This is a genomic window from Streptomyces sp. NBC_01429 (assembly GCF_036231945.1).
Taxonomy (GTDB): Bacteria; Actinomycetota; Actinomycetes; order Streptomycetales; family Streptomycetaceae; genus Streptomyces.
Genome location: NZ_CP109599.1, coordinates 2,023,963 through 2,046,500, shown reverse-complemented (window position 1 = coordinate 2,046,500; position 22,538 = coordinate 2,023,963). Strand labels below are relative to the sequence as shown.

The 22,538-nt window shown below is 71.9% G+C and carries 22 protein-coding genes; 17 read left to right on the top strand and 5 right to left on the bottom strand.

The window, feature by feature from the left end; translation table 11 throughout:
- Positions 1-124: 124 nt before the first annotated feature.
- Genes OG627_RS08390 through OG627_RS08380 form a run of 3 tightly spaced genes read left to right on the top strand, consistent with a single transcriptional unit; the run spans position 125 to position 3,104 of the window.
- Entirely contained in the window at positions 125-871 is a 747-nt protein-coding gene (locus OG627_RS08390) for a lysophospholipid acyltransferase family protein (RefSeq protein WP_329062990.1), read from the top strand.
- On the top strand, positions 868-1,869 hold the full coding sequence (locus OG627_RS08385) for an NAD(P)H-dependent glycerol-3-phosphate dehydrogenase (RefSeq protein WP_329062988.1): 1,002 nt from the start codon (positions 868-870) through the stop codon (positions 1,867-1,869). The genes OG627_RS08390 and OG627_RS08385 overlap by 4 nt, the downstream gene beginning before the upstream one ends.
- Positions 1,870-1,925: 56 nt before the next feature.
- A complete protein-coding gene (locus OG627_RS08380; protein WP_329062986.1) occupies positions 1,926-3,104 on the top strand; it encodes a D-alanine--D-alanine ligase family protein in 1,179 nt (392 codons plus the stop codon).
- An 11-nt stretch (positions 3,105-3,115) separates the two neighbouring features.
- On the opposite strand, the gene OG627_RS08375 is transcribed toward OG627_RS08380, so the two are convergent.
- Complete coding sequence (locus tag OG627_RS08375; protein ID WP_329072486.1) at positions 3,116-3,556, bottom strand: DUF3515 domain-containing protein; 441 nt, start codon at positions 3,554-3,556, stop codon at positions 3,116-3,118.
- 190 nt (positions 3,557-3,746) lie between these two features.
- Entirely contained in the window at positions 3,747-3,980 is a 234-nt protein-coding gene (locus OG627_RS08370) for an Lrp/AsnC family transcriptional regulator (protein ID WP_329062984.1), read from the bottom strand.
- 206 nt (positions 3,981-4,186) lie between these two features.
- On the opposite strand from OG627_RS08370, the gene OG627_RS08365 reads away from it, so the two are divergent.
- Together OG627_RS08365 and thiD are read left to right on the top strand one after the other, a co-directional pair.
- A complete protein-coding gene (locus tag OG627_RS08365) occupies positions 4,187-5,158 on the top strand; it encodes a thiamine-phosphate kinase (protein WP_329062983.1) in 972 nt (323 codons plus the stop codon).
- A 63-nt stretch (positions 5,159-5,221) separates the two neighbouring features.
- Positions 5,222-6,058, top strand: coding sequence for a bifunctional hydroxymethylpyrimidine kinase/phosphomethylpyrimidine kinase (gene thiD / locus OG627_RS08360; protein ID WP_329062981.1), 837 nt, complete (start codon positions 5,222-5,224; stop codon positions 6,056-6,058).
- Between the two features lie 101 nt (positions 6,059-6,159).
- Here the strand turns inward: thiD and rpmB are convergent, their stop codons facing one another.
- Positions 6,160-6,345 carry a 50S ribosomal protein L28 gene (rpmB, locus tag OG627_RS08355; protein ID WP_078877327.1) on the bottom strand — a complete coding sequence of 62 codons (186 nt, stop codon included), beginning with the start codon at positions 6,343-6,345 and terminating at the stop codon, positions 6,160-6,162.
- Positions 6,346-6,612: 267 nt separating this feature from the next.
- Here rpmB and OG627_RS08350 point away from each other — a divergent pair, with 267 nt between their 5' ends.
- The 9 genes from OG627_RS08350 to mutM all read left to right on the top strand — a co-directional run bounded on the left by OG627_RS08350 (position 6,613) and on the right by mutM (position 15,965).
- Positions 6,613-8,256, top strand: coding sequence for a DAK2 domain-containing protein (locus OG627_RS08350; RefSeq protein WP_329062977.1), 1,644 nt, complete (start codon positions 6,613-6,615; stop codon positions 8,254-8,256).
- A 36-nt stretch (positions 8,257-8,292) separates the two neighbouring features.
- Positions 8,293-10,479: an ATP-dependent DNA helicase RecG gene (gene recG, locus OG627_RS08345; protein ID WP_329062975.1), complete on the top strand. Its 2,187-nt coding sequence runs from the start codon at positions 8,293-8,295 to the stop codon at positions 10,477-10,479.
- A 218-nt stretch (positions 10,480-10,697) separates the two neighbouring features.
- Positions 10,698-11,282: a 16S rRNA (guanine(966)-N(2))-methyltransferase RsmD gene (gene rsmD, locus OG627_RS08340; protein ID WP_329062973.1), complete on the top strand. Its 585-nt coding sequence runs from the start codon at positions 10,698-10,700 to the stop codon at positions 11,280-11,282.
- Between the two features lie 26 nt (positions 11,283-11,308).
- Positions 11,309-11,788 carry a pantetheine-phosphate adenylyltransferase gene (gene coaD / locus OG627_RS08335; RefSeq protein ID WP_329072484.1) on the top strand — a complete coding sequence of 160 codons (480 nt, stop codon included), beginning with the start codon at positions 11,309-11,311 and terminating at the stop codon, positions 11,786-11,788.
- Positions 11,789-11,888: 100 nt separating this feature from the next.
- The gene (locus OG627_RS08330; RefSeq protein ID WP_329062971.1) at positions 11,889-13,106 is read left to right on the top strand and encodes an ATP synthase F0 subunit B; all 1,218 of its coding nucleotides are present in this window, start codon (positions 11,889-11,891) and stop codon (positions 13,104-13,106) included.
- A 189-nt stretch (positions 13,107-13,295) separates the two neighbouring features.
- Positions 13,296-13,937 carry a YceD family protein gene (locus OG627_RS08325; RefSeq protein WP_329072482.1) on the top strand — a complete coding sequence of 214 codons (642 nt, stop codon included), beginning with the start codon at positions 13,296-13,298 and terminating at the stop codon, positions 13,935-13,937.
- Positions 13,938-13,939: 2 nt separating this feature from the next.
- The gene (rpmF, locus tag OG627_RS08320) at positions 13,940-14,113 is read left to right on the top strand and encodes a 50S ribosomal protein L32 (RefSeq protein WP_053675094.1); all 174 of its coding nucleotides are present in this window, start codon (positions 13,940-13,942) and stop codon (positions 14,111-14,113) included.
- A gap of 19 nt (positions 14,114-14,132) precedes the next feature.
- Positions 14,133-15,008: a ribonuclease III gene (gene rnc, locus OG627_RS08315; RefSeq protein ID WP_329062969.1), complete on the top strand. Its 876-nt coding sequence runs from the start codon at positions 14,133-14,135 to the stop codon at positions 15,006-15,008.
- A gap of 96 nt (positions 15,009-15,104) precedes the next feature.
- Positions 15,105-15,965: a bifunctional DNA-formamidopyrimidine glycosylase/DNA-(apurinic or apyrimidinic site) lyase gene (mutM, locus tag OG627_RS08310; RefSeq protein WP_329062967.1), complete on the top strand. Its 861-nt coding sequence runs from the start codon at positions 15,105-15,107 to the stop codon at positions 15,963-15,965.
- A gap of 14 nt (positions 15,966-15,979) precedes the next feature.
- On the opposite strand, the gene OG627_RS08305 is transcribed toward mutM, so the two are convergent.
- Positions 15,980-16,381, bottom strand: a complete 402-nt coding sequence (locus OG627_RS08305; protein WP_329062965.1) for a winged helix-turn-helix transcriptional regulator — start codon at positions 16,379-16,381, stop codon at positions 15,980-15,982.
- Between the two features lie 100 nt (positions 16,382-16,481).
- The gene (locus OG627_RS08300) at positions 16,482-17,450 is read right to left on the bottom strand and encodes a CAP domain-containing protein (protein ID WP_329062963.1); all 969 of its coding nucleotides are present in this window, start codon (positions 17,448-17,450) and stop codon (positions 16,482-16,484) included.
- A 135-nt stretch (positions 17,451-17,585) separates the two neighbouring features.
- On the opposite strand from OG627_RS08300, the gene OG627_RS08295 reads away from it, so the two are divergent.
- The 3 genes from OG627_RS08295 to OG627_RS08285 all read left to right on the top strand — a co-directional run bounded on the left by OG627_RS08295 (position 17,586) and on the right by OG627_RS08285 (position 22,341).
- Positions 17,586-17,867, top strand: a complete 282-nt coding sequence (locus tag OG627_RS08295; protein ID WP_329062960.1) for an acylphosphatase — start codon at positions 17,586-17,588, stop codon at positions 17,865-17,867.
- A 379-nt stretch (positions 17,868-18,246) separates the two neighbouring features.
- Entirely contained in the window at positions 18,247-18,465 is a 219-nt protein-coding gene (locus OG627_RS08290) for a hypothetical protein (RefSeq protein ID WP_114621816.1), read from the top strand.
- A 198-nt stretch (positions 18,466-18,663) separates the two neighbouring features.
- Complete coding sequence (locus tag OG627_RS08285; RefSeq protein WP_329062956.1) at positions 18,664-22,341, top strand: AAA family ATPase; 3,678 nt, start codon at positions 18,664-18,666, stop codon at positions 22,339-22,341.
- Positions 22,342-22,538: the final 197 nt, after the last annotated feature.

Sequence of the window (22,538 nt, the reverse complement as noted above, 5' to 3'; positions counted from 1 at the left end):
CCCGGCCCACCGTCCCCGACCCGGAGGCGAGGCGTACCGTGTTCTCGACAGAGCAGGGGGCCGGGGCCACACTTGATCCCCGGCAGCCGGGCGTGGAGCCGGGCGAGAAGAGGAAGGTGTCCGAGTGTCCCGCCGCAGAATCGGCTTCTGGTACCGCCTGGCGGCGGTCATCGCCAAACCGCCGCTGATCGTACTGCTCAAGCGGGACTGGCAGGGGGCGGAGCACATCCCGGCCGACGGCGGATTCATCACGGCGGTGAACCACAATTCACACATCGACCCGTTCGCCTATGCGCACTTCCAGTACAACACGGGACGCGTTCCGCGCTTCCTCGCGAAGAACGGCCTATTCACCTCGGGATTCATCGGCGCGGTGATGCGCGGTACGGGGCAGATCCCCGTCTACCGCGAGAGCACCAACGCGCTCAGCGCCTACCGGGCCGCCATCGACGCCGTCGAGCGCGGTGAATGCGTGGCCTTCTACCCCGAGGGCACGCTCACCCGCGATCCGGCGCAGTGGCCGATGACCGCCAAGACCGGTGTCGCCAGGGTCGCGCTCCAGACGCGCTGCCCGGTCATCCCCGTCGCGCAGTGGGGCGCCAACCTGCTCCTGGCCCCGTACGCCAGGAAGCCCGAGCTGCTCCCGCGCAAGACGCACCGGGTGCTGGTCGGCCCGCCCGTCGACATCTCGCGCTACTACGACGAGGAGATCACCACCGAATTGCTGCGCGAGGTCACCGAGGTCATCATGGCCGCGATCACGGAACTGCTCTCCGAGCTACGCGGGGAGCCGGCGCCGACGGCCCCGTACGACCATCGCGAGGCCAGGGCGGAACAGCGGCGCAAGGCCGCGGAAGAGGGGTCGAAGTGACGCGGGTCGCCGTATTCGGGGCTGGTTCATGGGGCACGGCGTTCGCCATGATCCTGGCCGACGCGGGGTGCGAGGTGACGGTCTGGGGCCGCCGCGCGGACGTCGCGGAGTCCATCAACACCACGCGCACCAACCCGGACTATCTGCCGGGGTTCGAACTGCCCCCGGGCATACGGGCCACGACGGATCCGGCCGAGGCCGCCCGGGGCGCCGAGTTCACCGTACTGACCGTGCCGTCGCAGACGCTGCGCGCCAACCTCGCCGCGTGGGCGCCCGTACTGCCCCGCGACACCGTCCTCGTCTCGCTGATGAAGGGCGTCGAACTCGGCACCGCCAAGCGGATGAGCGAGGTCATCGAGGAGGTCGCCAAGGCGCCCGCCGACCGGGTCGCCGTGGTCACCGGGCCCAACCTCGCCAAGGAGATCGCGGGCCGGATGCCCGCCGCCGCCGTCGTGGCGTGCCGGGACGAGGCGGTCGCCCGGCGGCTCCAGACCGCGTGCCACACGCCGTACTTCCGCCCGTACACCAACACCGACGTCGTCGGCTGCGAACTCGGCGGAGCGGTCAAGAACGTCATCGGCCTCGCGGTCGGCATCGCCGACGGCATGGGGCTCGGCGACAACACCAAGGCATCCCTGATGACCAGGGGACTGGCCGAGACCACCCGGCTCGGACTCGCCATGGGCGCCGACCCGCACACCTTCTCCGGACTCGCCGGAATGGGCGATCTGATCGCCACCTGTTCCTCGCCGCTCTCCCGCAACCACACCTTCGGCACCAACCTCGGCCGCGGCATGACCCTCCAAGGGACCATCGCGGTCACCAAGCAGACCGCCGAGGGCGTCAAGTCCTGCGAGTCCGTACTGGATCTGGCGCGGCGCCACGAGGTCGACATGCCGATCACCGAGACCGTCGTGGACATCGTGCACAACGGCAAGCCGCCGCTCGTCGCGCTCAAGGAACTCATGTCGCGCAGCGCCAAGCCCGAACGCCGCTGACTCCGGCGCCACCTACGCTGACTCGGGCCCCCTCCAACAGGTACTCTCATCGCGATATGAGCAGCGAGAACTCCTCCCAGAGCCCTGAGCAGCAGCTCCGCAAGCCGCGCGTGGCCGTCGTCTTCGGCGGACGTAGCTCCGAGCACGCCATTTCGGTGGTCACGGCCGGCGCCGTACTGCGGTCCATCGACCGTACGAAGTACGACGTCCTGCCCATCGGAATCACCACCGACGGCCGCTGGGCGCTCACCGCCGACGATCCGGAGCGGATGGCCATCGTCGGCCGCACCCTGCCGAGCGTCGAGCAGATCGCGGAGTCCACGGACGGCACGGTCGTCCTGTCCGCCGACCCCGGCAACCGCGAAGTCGTCTACAGCGAACCGGGCTCGGTGCCCAAGGCGCTGGGCGACGTCGATGTCGTCTTCCCCGTGCTGCACGGCCCGTACGGGGAGGACGGCACCCTCCAGGGGCTGCTGGAACTCTCCGGCGTCCCGTACGTCGGCGCGGGTGTCCTCGCCTCGGCCGTCGGCCAGGACAAGGAGTACATGAAGCGGGTGTTCACCTCCTTCGGGCTGCCCGTCGGCCCGTACGTGGTGATCCGCCCCCGCGAGTGGGAGCGGGGGGCGGGCTCCGCCGCCGACCGGGCCGCCGCCGTCCGCAAGAAGATCGTCGACTTCGCCGGCGAGCACGGCTGGCCCGTCTTCGTGAAGCCCGCGCGGGCCGGCTCCTCCGTGGGCATCTCCAAGGTCGACGACCTCGCGGGACTGGACGAGGCGATCGCCGAGGCCCGTCGCCACGACCCCAAGATCCTGGTGGAGTCGCTGCTGCGCGGTCGCGAGATCGAGTGCGGTGTGCTGGAGTTCGAGGACGGCCCGCGCGCCAGCCTGCCCGCCGAGATCCCGCCCGTCACGGCGCACGACTTCTACGACTTCGAGGCCAAGTACATCGACTCCGCCGCCGGACTGGTCCCCGCGCCGCTCACCGAGGAGCAGACGGCCGAGGTCCAGCGGCTCGCGGTCGAGGCGTTCGACGCGGCCTCCTGCGAGGGGCTGGTCAGGGCCGACTTCTTCCTCACCGAGGACGGCGAGTTCGTCATCAACGAGATCAACACGATGCCGGGCTTCACACCCATCTCCATGTACCCCCGGATGTGGCAGGAGAGCGGCGTCGGCTACGCGGAGCTGATCGACGTCCTCATCCAGGCGGCGCTGCGCCGCTCCACCGGTCTGCGCTGAGCGAAGACGCCCTAGAGGCTGGACGGGATCGTCTTCCCGACGGGCCCGGCCAGTGGGGCGAGCGGGGTGGAGTCATGGGTGAAGCGCTCGTCCATGGTGACCTCCACATACGTCTCGCGGTACGTCGTCGTGAAGCGGGGGCCCGAGTCCCGTTCCTCCAGCATCCAGTTGACGCCGTTCGCCTCCACCCCCTGCGCCTGCGGGTCGCCCATCCGCTCCGGCCGGGGGACACCGCACCGCAGGACGATCGCGCCGTCCCCCCAGCCGGCGGTCAGTTCCGAGTGCGGCCGCGGATCGTTCCTGCCCAGGTCCGCGAGGGTCTTCGGCAGTTCCTCGTGCAGCGCGCGGCAGAGCGCCGCTTCCTTCTCGGTGGGGGTGGGAGCCGCGACCGACGGCGCGCCGTCCGTGGTGGAACAGCCCACCGCCGCCGTCAGAAGGGCGACGGCGGTCATACGGGCGGCGAGAAGGCCGGATAGCCTGCGGCGGGAACGTATCACCGGTCAAGCGTAGACGGCGGCCGTCCGGGGCCGGCCGCCACGTGCGGGGTGGGAGAGGGAGCACGGCGAAGCCATGGTGAGCGACGACAGCAGGATGAGCCGCGCGCACCGTCCCCGTGCCGCCGCCGTGCCCGTGCCCGTCCGGCTACAGATGCACCACCGGGCAGGTCAGGGTGCGGGTGATGCCCTCCACCCGCTGGATTCTGGCGACGACCATGCGCCCCAGTTCATCGACGGTGTCGGCCTGTGCGCGCACGATCACGTCGTACGGGCCTGTGACGTCCTCGGCCTGGATGACTCCCGGAATCTTCGCGATGGTCTCGGCGACGGTCGTCGCCTTGCCCACCTCGGTCTGAATAAGGATGTACGCCTGTACCACGGAACCTCCAGGGCGGCCACGAGGATCATGTGGGGTGGAAAGAGACGCCACGGTATCGCGTCGCCGTGGACCGCGGGGAGACCCGCGGGCCCGGTGGCGTCCGACGGGTGGCGCACGCGGGACGAAGTTGACGCGGGGCATGACGGAACCGACAGCAGTGCAGGACCGCGACCGCAGGCGCGGCCGGTGAGGAGAGGGGAGACTCGGTGAAGGGAACCGTGGGCGAGTTGGGGGAGTTCGGTCTCATCAGAGAACTCACCTCCCGGCTCACCACCACCCCGGCGGTCCGGCTCGGGCCGGGCGACGACGCCGCGGTCGTGGCCGCGCCCGACGGCAGGGTCGTGGCGAGTACGGATCTGCTGCTGGAGGGACGGCACTTCCGGCGTGACTGGTCGACGGCGTACGACGTGGGCCGCAAGGCGGCGGCGCAGAACCTCGCCGACATCGCGGCGATGGGCGCCGTCCCCACCGCGCTGCTGCTCGGCCTGGTCGTCCCGGCCGAACTGCCGGTCACCTGGCCCACCGAGCTGATGGACGGCATCCGGGACGAGTGCCAGGTCGCGGGTGCGGCGGTGGTCGGCGGCGATGTCGTACGCGGTGACGCCATCACCATCGCCATCACCGCGCTCGGTGATCTGCGCGACCACGAACCGGTGACCCGGTCGGGCGCCAGGCCCGGCGATGTCGTCGCGTACACCGGCTGGTTGGGCTGGTCGGCGGCGGGTCACGCGGTGCTCTCGCGCGGCTTCCGCTCGCCGCGTGCCTTCGTCGAGGCGCACCGCAGACCGGAGCCGCCGTACCACGCGGGCCCCGCGGCGGCCGGGCTCGGCGCCACCGCCATGACGGACATCAGCGACGGACTGGTCGCGGATCTCGGTCACATCGCGGAGGCCAGCAAGGTCCGGATCGATCTGCGGTCGGGGCTGATCGACATCCCCTCGCAGATGCACGACATCGGGCAGGCGGTCGGTATCGACCCGCTCCAGTGGGTGCTGACCGGGGGCGAGGACCACGCGATCGTCGCCACGTTCCCGGCGGACGCGAAGCTGCCGGCCCGCTGGAAGGTGATCGGCGAGGTCCTCAAGCCGTCGGCGCCGCCGCAGGTGACGGTCGACGGGGCGCCCTGGACCAGCAAGGGAGGCTGGGACCACTTCGGGGACGCCGACGGGGACCGCTGAGCGGCGCGGTGCGGCGGTGACCGCGCGGGCGGGTCACCGCCGGCGCGCTTGTAGATTCGGTCCATGCCGATATCCGCCTCGTCCGCGTCCTCCGCACGGGAGCGCTCCTCGTGGGTGCCTCCCCGTGTCCTCACCGTCGCCGGATCCGACTCCGGCGGCGGTGCGGGCATCCAGGCGGACCTGAAGACCATGCTGGCGTTCGGAGTGCACGGCATGAGCGTGCTCACCGCCGTCACGGCGCAGAACTCCCTGGGGGTACGGGGCGCCTGGGAGCTGCCGGTGGAGGCGGTACGGGCCCAGTACCGCGCGGTCGTGGACGACATCGGCGTCCAGGCCGTGAAGACCGGAATGCTCTCCTCCGCCGGGCTGGTCTCCGCCGTCTCCGAACTCCTCGCCGGGACCGGCGCACCCGTGGTCGTCGACCCGGTCGGCGTCTCCAAGCACGGCGATCCGCTGCTGGCCGCCTCGGCGCTGGAGACCGTACGGACCGAGCTGATGCCGGTCGCGACCGTCGCCACCCCCAACCTGGACGAAGTGGCGCAGCTCACCGGGGTACGGGTCACGGACGAGGCGGGCATGCGGCGCGCGGCCGGGGCCGTAATCGAATTCGGCCCCCGCTGGGCGCTGATCAAGGGCGGTCATCTGCCGGGCGACGCGGTCGACCTGCTCTGGGACGGCACCGAGGAGCACTGGCTGCGCGCCCCGCGCCACGACAACCGGCACACCCACGGCACGGGCTGCACCTTCGCGGCGGCGATCGCCGCCGGACTGGGCGGCGGGCAGGACGTGGTGGAGGCGGTCGTGGCGGCCAAGGAGTATGTGACGGGCGCCATCGCGGGCGGCTTCGCGCTGGGCGGCGGGATCGGCCCGGTGGACCACGCCTGGCGCACGCGCGCCTGACCCGTACCCGCCCGCGCTCACGCGGGTACGGCAAAAAGCCGGTCCACCGAGGTGGACCGGCTTTTCAAGGCAACCGCAGGGGCTGCGCTACGACGCAGGCGTCAGCGCGAGACCTTGCCGGCCTTGATGCACGAGGTGCAGACGTTGAGCCGCTTCGGCGTCCGACCGACCACGGCACGCACGCGCTGGATGTTCGGGTTCCAGCGACGGGACGTACGGCGGTGCGAGTGGGAAATGCTGTTGCCGAAGCCCGGCCCCTTGCCACAGACGTCGCAGTTGGCAGCCACGGGTCACTCCAAAGACTTCAGATGCTCGTACAGAGGAATCCGGCGTGGCTTGAATCAATGAATGATGCGGCGTTGCCGGAGGATTGGCCCGACTCTCATCGGGCAACCGCAGCAGCATACAACGCCTGCCTCGGTACAAGAAAATTACCATGACGCCGGTCGCCCCCGTTCCGCCCGGTACCCCGCCGCCCGCCTCGGACGGTGGGGGTTACCGGCGGCTACCCTGCGGTTCAGCCCGCGTCACGGCCGCTCAAGGAGGACTCCCAGGTGCCGCAGACCCTCGATGCCGCAGCGGTGCGGAGCTGGTGCTCACTGGCGCTGGACGCCCTCGGCCGGGAACGCGAGGAGATCGACGCGATCAACGTCTATCCGGTCGCGGACGGTGACACCGGCACCAATCTCTATCTGACCGTGGAGTCCGCCGCACAGGCCGTGGAAGCCGTCTTCGCCGCGCACGCGACGCGCGCCACCGAGCCCACGCCCGGCGACGCCGTACGGGCCATGGCGCACGGCGCGCTGATCGGGGCCCGGGGGAACTCGGGCACCATCCTGGCCCAGCTGCTGCGCGGGATGGCCGAGGTGCTCGCGCCGCCCGCGCCCGGTGACGGGGATCACGCCGCGCGGCTCGCCCCGGCGCTGCGGCGGGCCGCCGAACTGGCCCGCGCCGCCGTCGCCCATCCCGTCGAGGGGACGATCCTCAGCGTCGCCTCGGCGGCGGCGGACGCCGCCGAGGCCGCTGAGGCGGGGGCGGGCGGTAGGACGGCCGACGGAGGCGCCACCGTGCGCGCCGCGTACGCCGGGGCACGCGCCGCGCTCGCCGCCACCCCGGACCAGCTGGCCGTACTCGGCCGCGCGGGCGTCGTGGACGCGGGCGGGCGCGGGCTGCTCGCCGTGCTCGGCGCGCTCGTACGGGCCCTCACGGGCGAGGTGCCCGCGGCCCTGCCTGCCGGCCACCGGCGCCACGAGGACCCCGCGACGGTCGCCCCGGGGGCCGGCGCAGGGGAGGACGGCCGGCCCGCGTTCGAGGTGATCTACCTGCTGGAGGCCGGGGAAGCCGCCGTCACGCGCCTGCGGGAGCGCCTCGACCGGCTCGGCGACTCCCTGGTCGTCGTCGGCGGTGACGGGCTGTGGAACGTCCACGTCCATGTCGACGACGCGGGCGCCGCCGTCGAGGCGGGCGTCGAGGCGGGACGCCCGTACCGCATCCGCATCACCCACTTCGGCGCCGCCGCACACCCTCCCGAGCAGGTCCAGCGGGCCGTCGTCGCGGTGGTCCCCGGCGAGGGGCTCGCCGGGCTGTGCGCCGAGGCCGGCGCGACCACGGTCCTCGCGCGCCCCGGGGAGCCGCCCGCCAGCGGAGAGCTGGTCGAGGCCATCCGGCGCGCCCACGCGCGCGAAGTGGTCCTCCTGCCCAACGACGCCGCGCTGCGCCACACCGCCGCGGCGGCGGCCGAACAGGCGCGTACCGAAGGGGTACGGGTCGCCCTGATCCCCACCCGGGCCGCCGTCCAGGGCATCGCCGCGCTCGCCGTGCACCAGCCGGACCGGCGCTTCGACGAGGACGTGGTCGCCATGACCACCGCCGCCGGAGCCACCCGCTACGCCGAACTGGCCGTCGCCGAACGGCAGTCCTGGACGATGGCGGGCATCTGCCAGGCCGGCGACGTCCTGGGGCTGATCGAGGGCGACGTGGCGGTGATCGGCGCCGACCTCGCCGCCACCGCCGAGGCGGTCCTCACCCGGATGCTGGCGGCCGGCGGCGAGCTGGTCACCCTGGTGCTCGGCGAGGACGTGCCGGACGCGCTGGCCGACCGGCTGGAGCGGTACGTACGCGAGGGCCACCTCGCCGTCGACACCGTCGTGTACCGGGGCGGCAGACAGTCCGTACCGCTGCTCGTCGGCGTCGAGTAGCGTCGCGCCGCCCCGCTGTCGGTGGTCCCTGCGAAGATGGACCGCGTGTCCGCGCTGGATGAACCTCTCAAGAAGACGCTCGGCCCCGCCACCGCGAAGGTGATGGCCGAACACCTCGGCCTGCACACGGTCGGCGACCTGCTGCACCACTACCCCCGGCGGTACGAGGAGCGCGGCCAGCTCACCACGCTCGCCGACCTCCCGCTGGACGAGGACGTCACCGTGGTCGCGCAGGTCGCCGACTCCCGCGTGCTGACGTTCAACCACGGGCGCGGCCAGCGGCTGGAGATCACCCTCACCGACGGCAGCGGCCGGCTCCAACTGGTCTTCTTCGGCAGGGGACTCCACAAGCCGCAGAAGGATCTGCCGCCCGGCAGCCGGGGGATGTTCGCGGGCAAGGTCTCCGTCTTCAACCGCAAGCTCCAGCTCGCGCACCCCACCTACGTACCGCTGGGCAGGGACGACGGGGAGGAGGCCGTCGACTCCTTCGCGGGCCGGCTGATCCCGATCTACCCGGCCTGCAAGGGACTGGAGTCCTGGAAGATCACCAAAGCGGTCGACGCGGTGCTCCCCAGGGCCGTCGAGGCCGTCGACCCGCTGCCGCCCGCGCTGCGCGAGGGGCGCGGATTCGTCCCGCTGCCCGAGGCGCTGCTCAAGATCCACCGGCCGGAGACCAGGGCCGACATCGAATCCGCCAGGGACCGCCTGAAGTGGGACGAGGCGTTCGTCCTCCAGGTCGCCCTGGCCCGGCGCCGGTACGCGGACGCGCAGCTCCCGGCCGTGGCCCGGACCCCGGTGGCGGACGGGATCCTCGACGCCTTCGACGCCACCCTGCCGTTCACCCTCACCGAAGGGCAGCGGAAGGTCACCGCCGAGATCTTCGCCGACCTCGCCACCGAACACCCCATGCACCGGCTGCTCCAGGGCGAGGTCGGCTCGGGAAAGACGCTCGTCGCGCTGCGCGCGATGCTCGCCGTCGTGGACGCGGGCGGCCAGGCCGCCATGCTGGCGCCCACCGAGGTCCTCGCCCAGCAGCACCACCGTTCCATCACCGAGATGATGGGCGGGCTGGCCGGGGGAGGGATGCTCGGGGGAGCGGAGAACGCGACCAAGGTCGTGCTGCTCACCGGCTCCATGGGCACGGCCGCGCGGCGTCAGGCGCTGCTCGACCTGGTCACCGGCGAGGCCGGGATCGTGATCGGTACGCACGCGCTGATCGAGGACAAGGTGCGCTTCCACGATCTGGGACTGGTCGTCGTCGACGAGCAGCACCGCTTCGGGGTGGAGCAGCGCGACGCGCTGCGCTCCAAGGGCAAACAGCCCCCGCACCTGCTGGTCATGACCGCCACGCCCATTCCGCGTACGGTCGCGATGACCGTCTTCGGCGACCTGGAGACGTCCGTCCTGGACCAGCTCCCGGCGGGCCGCTCACCGATCGCCAGCCATGTCGTCCCGGCCCAGGACAAGCCGCACTTCCTGGCCCGCGCCTGGGAGCGGGTCCGCGAGGAGGTCGGCAAGGGCCACCAGGCGTATGTCGTCTGCCCCCGGATCGGTGACGACGAGGACGAGAAGGCGAAGAAGAAGGCCAAGGCGGACGACGCGGAGAAGCGCCCGCCGCTCGCCGTGCTGGAGGTCGCGGAGCAGCTGGCCAAGGGGCCGCTGACGGGGCTGCGCGTCGAGGTGCTGCACGGCCGGATGCAGCCCGACGACAAGGACGCAGCGATGCGCCGCTTCGGCGCGGGCGAGGTGGACGTCCTCGTCGCGACCACCGTCATCGAGGTCGGGGTGAACGTGCCCAACGCCACCGCGATGGTGATCATGGACGCGGACCGGTTCGGCGTCTCCCAGCTGCACCAGCTGCGCGGCCGGGTCGGCCGGGGCTCGGCGCCCGGCCTGTGTCTGCTGGTCACCGACGCGCCGGAGGCGAGCCCGGCCAGGGCCAGGCTCGGCGCGGTCGCCACCACGCTCGACGGCTTCGAGCTGTCCCGTATCGACCTCGAACAGCGCCGCGAGGGTGACGTCCTGGGCCAGGCGCAGTCCGGGGTGCGCTCCAGCCTGCGGATGCTCGCCGTCATCGAGGACGAGGAGATCATCGCCGCCGCCCGCGAGGAGGCCGTCGCGGTGGTCGCGGCCGATCCCGAGCTGGCGGACAGCCCGGAGCTGCGTACGGCGCTGGACGCGCTGCTGGACGCGGAGCGCGAGCAGTTCCTCGACAAGGGCTGAGAGTCCGACGAGGGCCGAGCGAGAGCGGGCCGCCGCCGGACCCAGGATCCGGGGCGGGGTCCGGGGTCCGGGACGTCAGTAGGGGCCCGGGAGACGAAGTCAGGGGGGTCACCGGCCGGGCCCGCCCGCCGGGTACGCCATATCGTGGGGACAGCACCCGCCCCGCGCCCCGCGTGGGCGGACCGCCCGTTCCGCCCACGAACCGAGGACCGACACCCATGACCCGCGTGATCGCCGGTGCCGCCGGCGGACGCCGTCTCGCCGTACCGCCCGGTACCGGTACCCGCCCCACCTCCGACCGCGCCCGCGAGGGCCTCTTCTCCAGCTGGGAGTCGCTCCTCGGCACCCTGGAGGGCCGCCGGATCGCCGATCTGTACGCGGGCTCCGGCGCCGTCGGCCTTGAGGCGCTCTCGCGCGGCGCCGCGCACGCGCTGCTGGTGGAGGCCGACGCCCGCGCCGCCCGTACCGTCCGGGACAACGTGCGGACGCTCGGGCTGCCCGGCGCCGAGGTCCGTACCGCCAAGGCGGCGCAGACCGTCGCGGGACCGCCCCCGGGGACCCCGTACGACCTGGTCTTCCTGGACCCGCCGTACGCCGTCACCGATGACGATCTACGGGAGATCCTCCTCACACTCCGCACCGGGGGCTGGCTCAGCGCCGATGCGGTCGCCACCGTGGAACGCAGCACCAGAGGCGGGGAATTCGGCTGGCCGGAAGGGTTCGAGCCACTGCGCTCCCGTCGCTACGGCGAGGGAACGCTTTGGTACGGTCGCGCCGCCTCTATGTGCGAAGACGCACGATGACCGGACCGGAGAGCGAGGGAATTCAGTTGCGCCGCGCCGTCTGTCCGGGGTCCTTCGACCCCATCACCAATGGACATCTCGACATCATCGCCCGCGCCTCCAAGCTGTACGACGTCGTACACGTGGCGGTGATGATCAACCAGTCCAAGAAGGGACTGTTCTCCATCGAGGAGCGGATCGAGCTGATCCGCGAAGTGACGGCCGAGTTCGGCAATGTCGAGGTCGAGTCCTTCCACGGTCTGCTCGTCGACTTCTGCAAGCAGCGCGACATCCCGGCCATCGTCAAGGGCCTGCGCGCCGTCAGCGACTTCGACTACGAACTCCAGATGGCCCAGATGAACAACGGGCTCTCGGGCGTCGAGACGCTGTTCGTGCCCACCAACCCCACATACAGCTTCCTGTCCTCCTCACTGGTCAAGGAAGTCGCCACCTGGGGCGGCGACGTCTCCCATCTGCTGCCTCCGGCGGTCCACGCGGCCGTCATAGAGCGGCTCGGCAGACACTGACGTGTCCGACGGGCCGTCACCAGGTGTCGGCGGGGCGCGAACTGGCCGTACAGTCGGTGCGTCCGTCTCCATACCAGCTGTAGAGAGTGGCGAGCACCCGGTGGACGTGCAGAAGAAGCTCGACGAGATCGTCGACACGGTCGGCAGCGCCCGTTCCATGCCCATGTCGGCGTCCTGCGTGGTGAACCGCGCCGAGCTGCTCGCGCTGCTCGAAGAGGTGCGGGAGGCGCTCCCCGGGTCGCTCGCCCAGGCCCAGGAGCTGCTCGGCGGCCAGGAACAGCTGGCCGAGCAGGCCCGCCAGGAGGCCGACCGGATCATCGAGAGCGCGCACGCCCAGCGCTCCACCCTGATCTCCGACACCGCCGTCGCCCGCCAGTCCCAGGAGGAGGCCGACCGCATCCTCGCCGACGCCCGAAGGGACGCCGAGGAGATCCGCGCCGAGGCCGACGACTACGTCGACTCCAAGCTCGCCAACTTCGAGGTCGTCCTCACCAAGACCATCGGCTCCGTCGACCGGGGCCGGGACAAGCTGCTCGGCCGCTCCCCGGGCGGCGCGGCCGGATACGGCGAGGACGACGACGCCCCCGAGTACAGCGCCGACCCCGAGACCCTGATCCGGCGGGCCGACGAGTACGTGGACGCCAAGATCGGCGCCTTCGAGGCCGTCCTCTCCAAGACGCTCGAAGCCGTCGGCCGAGGCCGGCAGAAGCTGCACGGCCGGACGGACTCGGACGAACTCGGCGCGCACATGGCCGCCCAGGACGCCGCGGGCCCGCAGGGGCGCACCAGCGACGCCGACTACCTCGCCGACCTCGCCGGGACCCCCCGGGAGTCCCTCCGCGCGCCGGCGCGCACGCCGGCTCCGGCCGAGGAGCCCCCGGCGCCCCTCCAGCAGCCGTACGCCGACCCCGGCTACGCGCAGCCGGGCACCGGCTACCAGGACCCCGCCTACGCCCCGGCGGAGCCCGGCTACCAGGACCCCGCGTACGCGGCAGCCGCCGACGCCGGCGGATACCCCGGGTATCAGCAGCAGGACGCGTACGGCTACCAGCAGCAGGACCCCTACGCGTACCAGCAGCAGGAGTACGGGCAGATCCCGGCGCAGAACCAGGGCTACGACCCGAACTACGGCTGGCAGCAGCAGCCCGGCGCCCAGGCGCAGCCCCCGATGCCCGCGCTGCCCCCGGCCCTGCCCCCCGCGCCGCACTCGGGTCCGTCCCAGGGCGCCGACCAGCAGAGCGCGCTGGACGAGACCAGCCTCTTCGACACCAGCATGATCGACATCGACCAGCTGCGCCGGTACGAACAAGGTCTCTGAGGCTCCGGGGCGCGGGTCCGCGGGCCCGGCCCCCCGCTGGAGCGGACCTGGACCGGACCTGGATTGGGTCTATGGCGGCCGGTCCAGTACCCTGGTCCTTCGGCCGTGTGCATATCCGCGGCTCAGGCTGCCCGCTTCGCTCTCGCGACGGTGGCGGCCCCCCTCACGATCCGAAAGCGGGAACAAGCCCTGAACGCGCGCCTCGACCACCTCAACCCCCTCGTGTTCGACACGCACGAGCTGGGGCGGCGTCCTGGTGCGCTCAGGAAAGTGACCCGCTCGGTGCCCGCCCCCAAGGACTTCGGTATCGCGGGGGTGATCGGCGCTCCCGAGGGCGCGCCCGTGGAGCTGAACCTCCGCCTCGAATCCGTCATGGAGGGGGTGCTCGTCACGGGCACCGCCGATGCGACGGCCGAGGGGGAGTGCGTAAGGTGTCTGGAGCCGCTCAGCCAAGAAGTGGCGGCGGACTTCCAGGAGATGTTCTCGTACCACGAGTCCGACAGCCGGGGCCGCGTCCGCGCGGAGCCGGCCGACGACGCCGAGGAGGAGAACGAGGACAGGCTCTACATCGAGGACGGCCTGTTCGACCTCGAACCCGTGCTGCGTGACGCGGTGGTGCTCGCACTGCCGATGCAGCCGGTGTGCCGGGAGACCTGCGCCGGTCTGTGTTCCACATGTGGGATCAGGCTGGACGAGAACCCGGACCACCACCATGACGCCGTCGACATCCGTTGGGCGGCACTGCAGGGACTCGCCGAGACCGTCAAGGACGGCGAGAAGGACAACATGGGCGGCGCCGAAGCGGGCGTCGACGAGAAGCAGGAGAAGTAGCCGTGGCTGTTCCGAAGCGGAAGATGTCGCGCAGCAACACGCGCCACCGCCGGTCGCAGTGGAAGGCTGCGGTCCCCAACCTGGTTTCGTGTGAGCGTTGCCAGGAGCCGAAGCTCCAGCACATCGCGTGCCCGAGCTGCGGCACCTATAACAAGCGCCAGGTCCTCGAGGTCTGAGCGGCTGGTGAGAGGCTCAATGTCTGAACTGTCCCATGCCAAGAAGCAGACAGACAATGTCAGCACAGCCTCGTCCCACACGCTTCTGGAAGGGCGGCTCGGGTATCAGCTCGAGACCGCCCTTCTGGTACGTGCGCTGACCCATCGCTCGTTCGCGTACGAGAACGGCGGTCTGCCCACCAACGAGCGGCTCGAATTCCTCGGGGATTCGGTGCTCGGCCTGGTGGTCACGGACACGCTGTACCGGATCCACCCCGATCTGCCTGAAGGCCAGCTGGCCAAATTGCGGGCCGCGGTGGTCAATTCACGTGCGCTGGCGGAAGTGGGCCGCGGCCTCGAACTCGGCTCCTTCATCCGGCTCGGCCGGGGCGAAGAGGGCACGGGCGGCCGGGACAAGGCGTCCATCCTCGCCGACACCCTTGAAGCGGTGATCGGCGCCGTCTATCTGGACCAGGGCCTCGACGCGGCGTCCGAGCTGGTACACCGGCTCTTCGACCCGCTGATCGACAGGTCCTCGAATCTCGGGGCGGGCCTGGACTGGAAGACCAGTCTCCAGGAACTCACCGCGGCGGAGAGTCTCGGCGTGCCCGAGTATCTCGTCACGGAGACGGGACCCGACCACGAGAAGACCTTCACCGCTGCCGCCCGCGTCGGTGGTGTCTCGTACGGCACCGGCACCGGCCGCAGCAAGAAGGAAGCGGAGCAGCAGGCGGCGGAGTCCGCCTGGCGGGCCATCCGGACCGCCGCGGACGAGCGGAAGGCCGCGGGCGGGTCCGCGGCCGAAGCGAAGGCCGGTACCGAAGCGGACGCCGACACCTCTTCGGTTCCCGCCGAGCAGGCTCCGCCGGACTCCGGTCCCGCGGACCGGACCCCGGTGGATCAGGCCGACGCCTGAGCCTTCGTGCTCTTCTTCCTGATACGCCCCTCGCGTCGCTTCCGGCGCGAGGGGCGTCTCCCGTTCCCGTACCCCCCCGATGAGGAGCCAGTCGCCGTGCCCGAGCTGCCCGAGGTCGAAGTCGTCCGGCGTGGACTCGAACGCTGGGTCGCCGGCCGTACCGTCGCCGCGACCGAAGTACTGCACCCGCGCGCGGTACGGCGCCACCTGGCCGGGGGCGAGGACTTCGCGGCCCGGCTGAAGGGGCACACCATCGGCGCGGCCCGCCGGCGCGGCAAGTATCTGTGGCTGCCGCTCACGGACACGGACGCCTCGGTCCTCGGCCACCTGGGGATGAGCGGTCAGCTGCTCGTCCAGCCCCGGTCCGCGCCCGACGAGAAGCATCTGCGGATCCGGATCCGCTTCGCCGACGACCTCGCCACCGAACTGCGCTTCGTCGACCAGCGCACCTTCGGCGGGCTCTCGGTCCACGACAACACCCCCGACGGGGTGCCGGACGTCATCGCGCACATCGCCCGCGACCCGCTGGACCCGGAGTTCGACGACGCCGCGTTCTTCGCCGCGCTGCGGCTGCGCCGTACGACCATCAAGCGCGCGCTGCTCGACCAGTCGCTGATCAGCGGTGTGGGCAATATCTACGCGGACGAGGCGCTCTGGCGCGCCAGGCTCCACTACGAACGCCCCACCGCGACCCTCACCCGGCCGCGCGCGGCGGAGCTGCTGGGGCATGTCCGGGACGTGATGAACGCGGCCCTCGACGCCGGTGGCACCAGCTTCGACAGCCTGTACGTCAATGTGAACGGCCAGTCCGGGTACTTCGACCGGTCGCTGGACGCGTACGGGCGGGAGGACGAGCCCTGCCGCCGCTGCGGGACCCCGATGCGGCGGCGGCCGTGGATGAACCGGTCCAGCTACTTCTGCCCGCGCTGCCAGCCCGCGCCGCGCGCCACCGCGTAGGCGCCCGGTCCGCGCTACGGGGCGGTGGCGCCGCGCGCCGCGTCGTAGCGCTCCTGGGCCGAGAGCACCTCGGGCATCCGCCCTTCGACCAGCGCGATCAGGTCCAGCAGCCGACCGGCCACGTCCCGGCCCAGCGGGGTCAGCTCGTAGTCCACGCGCGGCGGGTTGACCGGCTGTGCCTCGCGGTGGACGAGCCCGTCCCGTTCCAGCGCGTGCAGGGTCTGGGAGAGCATCTTCTCGCTCACCCCGTCCACCCGGCGGCGCAGCTCGTTGAAGCGCAGCCGGCCGCAGGACAGGGCGCCGAGCGTGAGGGAGCCCCAGCGGCCCGTCACATGCTCCAGCGTGGGGCGCGAGGGACACCCCCGGGCGAAGACGTCGAAGGCGGAGAGGCCGCAGTCGGCGGGATGACCGTCCATATCGGTCACCTTACAATCGAAAAGCGCCACCCCATAGGTGGCGCTTTCTCGTAGTAAGTGATCCAGCGCCGGGTACGGGCCGCGGGGCGCGGTGCGCGGGTCAGAAGCCGAAGTCCTGGGTCCACCACGGACCGCCCGAGCCGGTGTGCACCCCGACGCCGAGGCGCGTGTAGTCGCAGTTCAGTATGTTCGCGCGATGGCCGTCGCTGTTCATCCAGGACTCCATCACCGCCTGGGCGGTGGCCTGCCCCCTGGCTATGTTCTCGCCGCCGAGGTTCTTGACGCCCGCCTTGTCGGCCCGGTCCCAGGGCGTCCTGCCGTCCGGGTCGGTGTGGTCGAAGAAGCCGCGCGCCGCCATGTCGTCGCTGAACGCCTGCGCCAGCGCGTCCAGGCTCGCGTCGGCGCGCACCGCCGCGCATCCCACCTTGGCCCGCTCCTTGTTGACCAGGGAGAGGACGGCGGCGGCGGTGGCGGAGTCGGGCGCGACGACGGCGCGGTCCTCGGTGGCGTTCTCGGTCGCTGGCGCCGTACCCGAGGCCGGTCCCGAGTCCGTACCCGAGCCGGAGGACGCACCGGATCCCGGGCCCGAGGGGGTCTCGGTCACCGTCGGCTTCGGCGGCGCGGCGGCGGCCTTGGATTCCTTCGAAGGGGTGGCGCTGGGCTTGGCCGAGGGCGAGGCCGACTTCGCGGGCGCCTTCGTCCGCTCGGCGCCCCGGCTCGGGGAGACCGACGCGTCGCGGGTGGGCTCCTCGGAGGCACCGCCCTGCTGCTCGAGCTCGGGCGCGATGTCGCTGCGGATCTGCTCGCCCGTGGCGCCGCCGCCGTTGACCGTGAACTGACCGCCGCCGGGCAGCAGGCCGGAGGCGACCGCCACCGCTCCCACCGCCATGGCCGCCGAGGCACCCAGCAGCCCGGTCCTGACCGGCCTGGCCACCCGCCCCTTGCGGCGCGCGGCGCCACCCGTGCCGTGGCCGGCCGCCGCGGCGTCGTCTCCGTGCGAGCCCAACGCGCGGGCGTCGGGGGAGACGACGGGCGCGCCGGGCGCGTCGTTCCGTCGATGGCGTCCCATCCGCTGTGCCTTCCTCATGCTCTCGACGACAACGTGACTCACCCGTACGAGTGAGGCTCATTGCGAGGGGACTGTACGGCATGGCACGTGGGGGCGCCGGGCCCAGCGGGCAAATGGCCGGGTTAGCTTGCGGGCATGAATGAAGAGGTACGTCTCACCGCCTGGGTGCGCGGTCGAGTACAAGGAGTCGGCTTCCGCTGGTTCACCAGGGCCAACGCTCTGGAGATCGGAGGGCTCACCGGATTCGCCCTCAATCTGGACGACGGCAGGGTTCAGGTCGTCGCCGAGGGGCCACGTGAGAATTGCCACCGCCTGCTGGAGTGGCTGATGTCCGCCGACACACCCGGGCGGGTAACGGGAGTCACTGAGATCTGGGACACCCCGCGCGGCGGCTACGAGAGCTTCGCCATCCGCTGATCCGTCCACCGCGCGACCGGCCTCCGGAGGCCCCGGAATGCCCTTGGCATATACGCAGGTCAGCGATGACCTGGTGGTTGCCAGGAACGGCCGGTCGTGCCAGGCTTCGCGGGATACGACGATCTCCACGCCCCAGGGCCCCGCGAGAGAGCCGGCGCCGCGCCAGAAGCGGCCCCGAGCCCCCGGCCGCCCATGGGTACGGGCTGTGATCGTGTTGACCGTCAAACTTTTTGGTGAGACTCTGGAATCCCCGCGCACCTCAGCTGTTTGGCAGTAGGAACCGCAGTGAAGAACAAGCACTGCCAGGCACCGCGGGTGCAATTTCCCTCACGACCCACACCGCATTCGGTCGGTCACTCAGTGTGGAGGACCATTCATCATGGCAAAGGCGCTTCTCGGTTATGTCGGCGGCTCCGACCCGCGACTCCTCGCCGAGATGCGACGGCTTCAGCAGCGCGTCCAGGACCTCGAATCCGAACTTGTACGGATCCAGTCCGAGAACGACGTGCTGAATGCTGCTGTCGCACAGCACCCCGGAGAGTCGCTGCTCGACGGCATCGACATTGACGTACCCCAGGCGGAGCCCGCGCTCACCTGACGACAGCCCCCGCCGGGGTCAGGTGAGAGACACTCCGCAAGATATGCAAGGGACGCTTCGGCGTCCCTTCTTTCTTTCCATCTTCCGTTCCACGAAGCGTGGTTGGCGTTGCGGGCTCTTTCTTAACGACTGATGTGCCCCGCGCGTTCGCCGGTGAAACCGCCAAAGGGCGATCCGCGCCGGGTAGAGTCCGGCGGCGTGCACCTCAAGGCCATGACCCTGCGCGGGTTCAAATCCTTCGCCTCCGCCACGACGCTGCGCTTCGAGCCTGGTATCACCTGCGTCGTGGGCCCGAACGGGTCCGGCAAGTCGAATGTCGTGGACGCGCTCTCCTGGGTCATGGGAGAACAGGGCGCGAAGTCCCTGCGCGGCGGAAAAATGGAAGACGTGATCTTCGCCGGTACCACCGGAAGGCCGCCACTCGGCCGCGCCGAGGTCTCGCTCACCATCGACAACTCCGACGGTGCGCTGCCCATCGACTATGCCGAGGTCACCATTACGCGGATCATGTTCCGCAACGGCGGCAGCGAATACCAGCTCAATGGCGATACCTGCCGACTGCTCGATATCCAGGAACTGCTCTCCGACTCCGGCATCGGACGCGAGATGCATGTGATCGTCGGGCAGGGGCAGCTCGACTCCGTACTGCACGCCGATCCCATGGGCCGCCGCGCCTTCATCGAAGAGGCCGCGGGGGTACTCAAGCACCGCAAGCGAAAAGAGAAGGCGCTGCGGAAACTGGAGGCGATGAAGGCGAATCTCGCCCGCGTCCAGGATCTGACCGACGAACTGCGGCGGCAGCTCAAACCGCTCGGAAGGCAGGCCGCGGTCGCCCGGCGGGCCGCAGTCATCCAGGCCGATCTGCGCGACGCGCGCCTGCGGCTGCTCGCCGACGATCTGGTGACCCTGCGTGATGCTCTGCGTACGGAGATCGCCGACGAGGCGGAACTCAAGCGCCGCAAGGAGGACGCGGAGACCAGGCTGAAGGCCGCGCTCGTCCGGGAGGCGGAGCTGGAGGACGAGGTACGGCGGCTCGCGCCGCGGCTCCAGCGCGCCCAGCAGACCTGGTACGAGCTGTCCCAGCTGGCCGAACGGGTACGCGGCACGATCTCGCTCGCCGACGCGCGGGTCACCAGCGCCACCGCCGCGCCCCCGGAGGAGCCCCGCGGCCGCGACCCCGAGGATCTGGAGCGCGAGGCCGCCCGGATCCGCGAGCAGGAGGCCGAGCTGACCGCCGCGCTGGAGGCCGCCGAGCACGCGCGCGAGGACACCGTCACGCACCGCGCCGAGCTGGAGCGGGAACTCGCCGCCGAGGAACGCCGGCTGAAGGACGCCGCCCGCGCCCTCGCCGACCGCCGCGAAGGGCTCGCCCGGCTCTCCGGCCAGGTCACCGCCGCCCGCGGCCGGGCGGCGTCCGCCCGGGCCGAGATCGGCCGCCTCGCCGCCGCGCGCGACGACGCGGCCGCGCGCGCGGCCGCGTCGCGGGAGGAGTACGAGCAGCTCGAAGCCGAGGTGGCCGGGCTGGACACCGAGGACCGGGAGCTGGCGCTGCGGTACGAGACGGCCCGGCGCGCGCTGTCCGACGCCGAGAGCGCGCTGAGCGCCGCGCGCGAGGCCGCCACCACCGCCGAGCGCGCCCGCGCGGCCCTCACCGCCCGCCACGACGCCCTCGCCCTCGGCCTGCGCCGCAAGGACGGAACCGGGGCCCTGCTCGACGCCCGCGACCGGCTCACCGGGCTCCTCGGCCCGGCGGCCGAGCTGCTGACCGTCACCCCCGGCCACGAGATCCCGGTGGCCGCCGCCCTCGGCGCCGCCGCCGACGCCATCGCCGTCGCGGGCCCCTCGGCCGCCGCCGACGCCATCCGCCTGCTGCGCCGGCAGGACGCCGGGCGCGCGGCGCTCCTGCTGGGCGGCCCGCCGGCCGACGCGGTGGCGGGCGTCCCAGGCCAGGCCACCGAGGAGCCCGCCCGGGGCGGGGTTCCCCCGCAGGGCGGCGGGCCCGGCGGTGGGGGCGGCGCACCGCGCGCGGCGCACGAGCCCGGCACCGTACGCACCGCTGTCGCCGCGCCGTACGCCATCGACCTCGTCCGGGGACCGGCCGAGCTGATGGCGGCCGTGGCGCGGCTGGTGGGCGACACGGTGGTGGTGGCGACCCTCGAAGACGCCGAGGAGCTGCTGGCCGCGCACCCCGGGCTGACCGCCGTGACCGCCGAGGGCGATGTGCTCGGCACCCACTTCGCGCACGGCGGCTCCGCCGGGGCGCCGAGCCTGCTGGAGGTGCGGGCCTCCGTCGACGAGGCCGCCGCCGAACTGGCGCGGCTGGACGTACGGTGCGCGGAACTGGCCGAGGAACAGCGCACCGCCACCGCGCGGCGGGCCGCGTGCGCGGCGCTCGTCGAGGAACTGGACGTATGGCGCCGGGCGGCCGACCGGGAGAGGTCCGAGGTGTCGGGGCGGCTCGGACGGCTCGCCGGGCAGGCCAGGGGCGCCGAGGGGGAGGCCGAGCGCACGGCCGCCGCCGTCGCCCGCGCGGAAGAGGCGCTGGAGCGCGCCACCGCCGAGGCGGAGGAGCTGGCCGAGCGGCTGCTGAACGCCGAGGAGTCCTCCCCCTTCGGGGAGGGAGAGGACGAGCCCGACACCTCCGTACGGGACCGGCTCGCGGCCGACGGCGCCAACGCCCGGCAGACTGAGATGGAGGCGCGTCTCCAGGTGCGTACGCACGAGGAGCGGGTGAGGGCGCTCGCGGGCCGCGCCGACGGACTCGACCGGGCCGCCCGCGCCGAGCGCGAGGCGCGGACCCGCACGGAGCGCCGCAGGGCGCGGCTGCGCCACGAGGCCCGGGTCGCCGGCGCGGTCGCGGCCGGCGCCCGGCAACTGCTGGCGCACGTCGAGGTGTCGGTCGTGCGCGCCGAAACCGGGCGGGCCGCCGCCGAGGAGGCCAGGGCCGTACGCGAACAGGAGCTGACCGCCGAGCGGGACCGGGGCCGCGCCCTCAAGAGCGAGCTGGACAGGCTCACCGACTCCGTCCACCGGGGCGAGGTGCTCGGCGCCGAGAAGCGGTTGCGCATCGAGCAGTTGGAGGCCAGGGCCCTGGAGGAGCTCGGCGTGGAGCCGGCCGGGCTGATCGACGAGTACGGGCCCGCCCAGCCCGTACCGCCGTCACCGCCCGCCGAGGGCGAGGAGCTGCCCGACGATCCCGCGCACCCGCGCCATCGGCCGGTGCCGTACGTGCGGTCCGAGCAGGAGAAGCGGCTGCGGGCGGCCGAACGGGCGTATCAGCAGCTCGGAAAGGTGAATCCGCTGGCTCTTGAGGAGTTCGCGGCGCTGGAGGAGCGGCACCGGTTCCTCTCCGAGCAGCTGGCCGACCTGAAGAAGACCCGGAGCGATCTGCTGCTGGTCGTCAAGGACGTCGACGAGCGGATCGAGCAGGTCTTCACCGAGGCGTACCGGGACACCGCCGAGGAGTTCGAGGGCGTCTTCTCCCGGCTCTTCCCGGGCGGCGAGGGCCGGCTGGTCCTGACCGACCCGGCGAACATGCTCACCACCGGAGTGGACGTCGAGGCCAGGCCGCCGGGGAAGAAGGTCAAGCGGCTGTCGCTGCTCTCCGGCGGCGAACGGTCGCTGACGGCCGTGGCGCTGCTGGTGTCGATCTTCAAGGCCAGGCCGAGCCCGTTCTATGTGATGGACGAGGTGGAGGCGGCGCTCGACGACACCAACCTCCAGCGGCTGATCCGGATCATGCGGGAGCTGCGGGAGAGTTCCCAGCTCATCGTGATCACGCATCAGAAGCGGACCATGGAGGTCGCCGACGCGCTGTACGGGGTCTCCATGCAGGGGGACGGGGTGTCCAAGGTCATCAGCCAGCGACTCCGGTGAGCCGGGACCGCGTTGACCTTCGTCTCTTCACGCGTGTACGTCTCCATACTTTGAACATTCTGTGCGGGTTGTGGCCGCGAATATGCCCGAGGTGCCCCCGAATATCTCTTCATGAATTGAAGGCATAACCTCGTTCGCGTTGCTTTTCCCTTCAAGTGGTGCCTGACGGCAGGTTATGTACCACTGGAAGGGCTCAC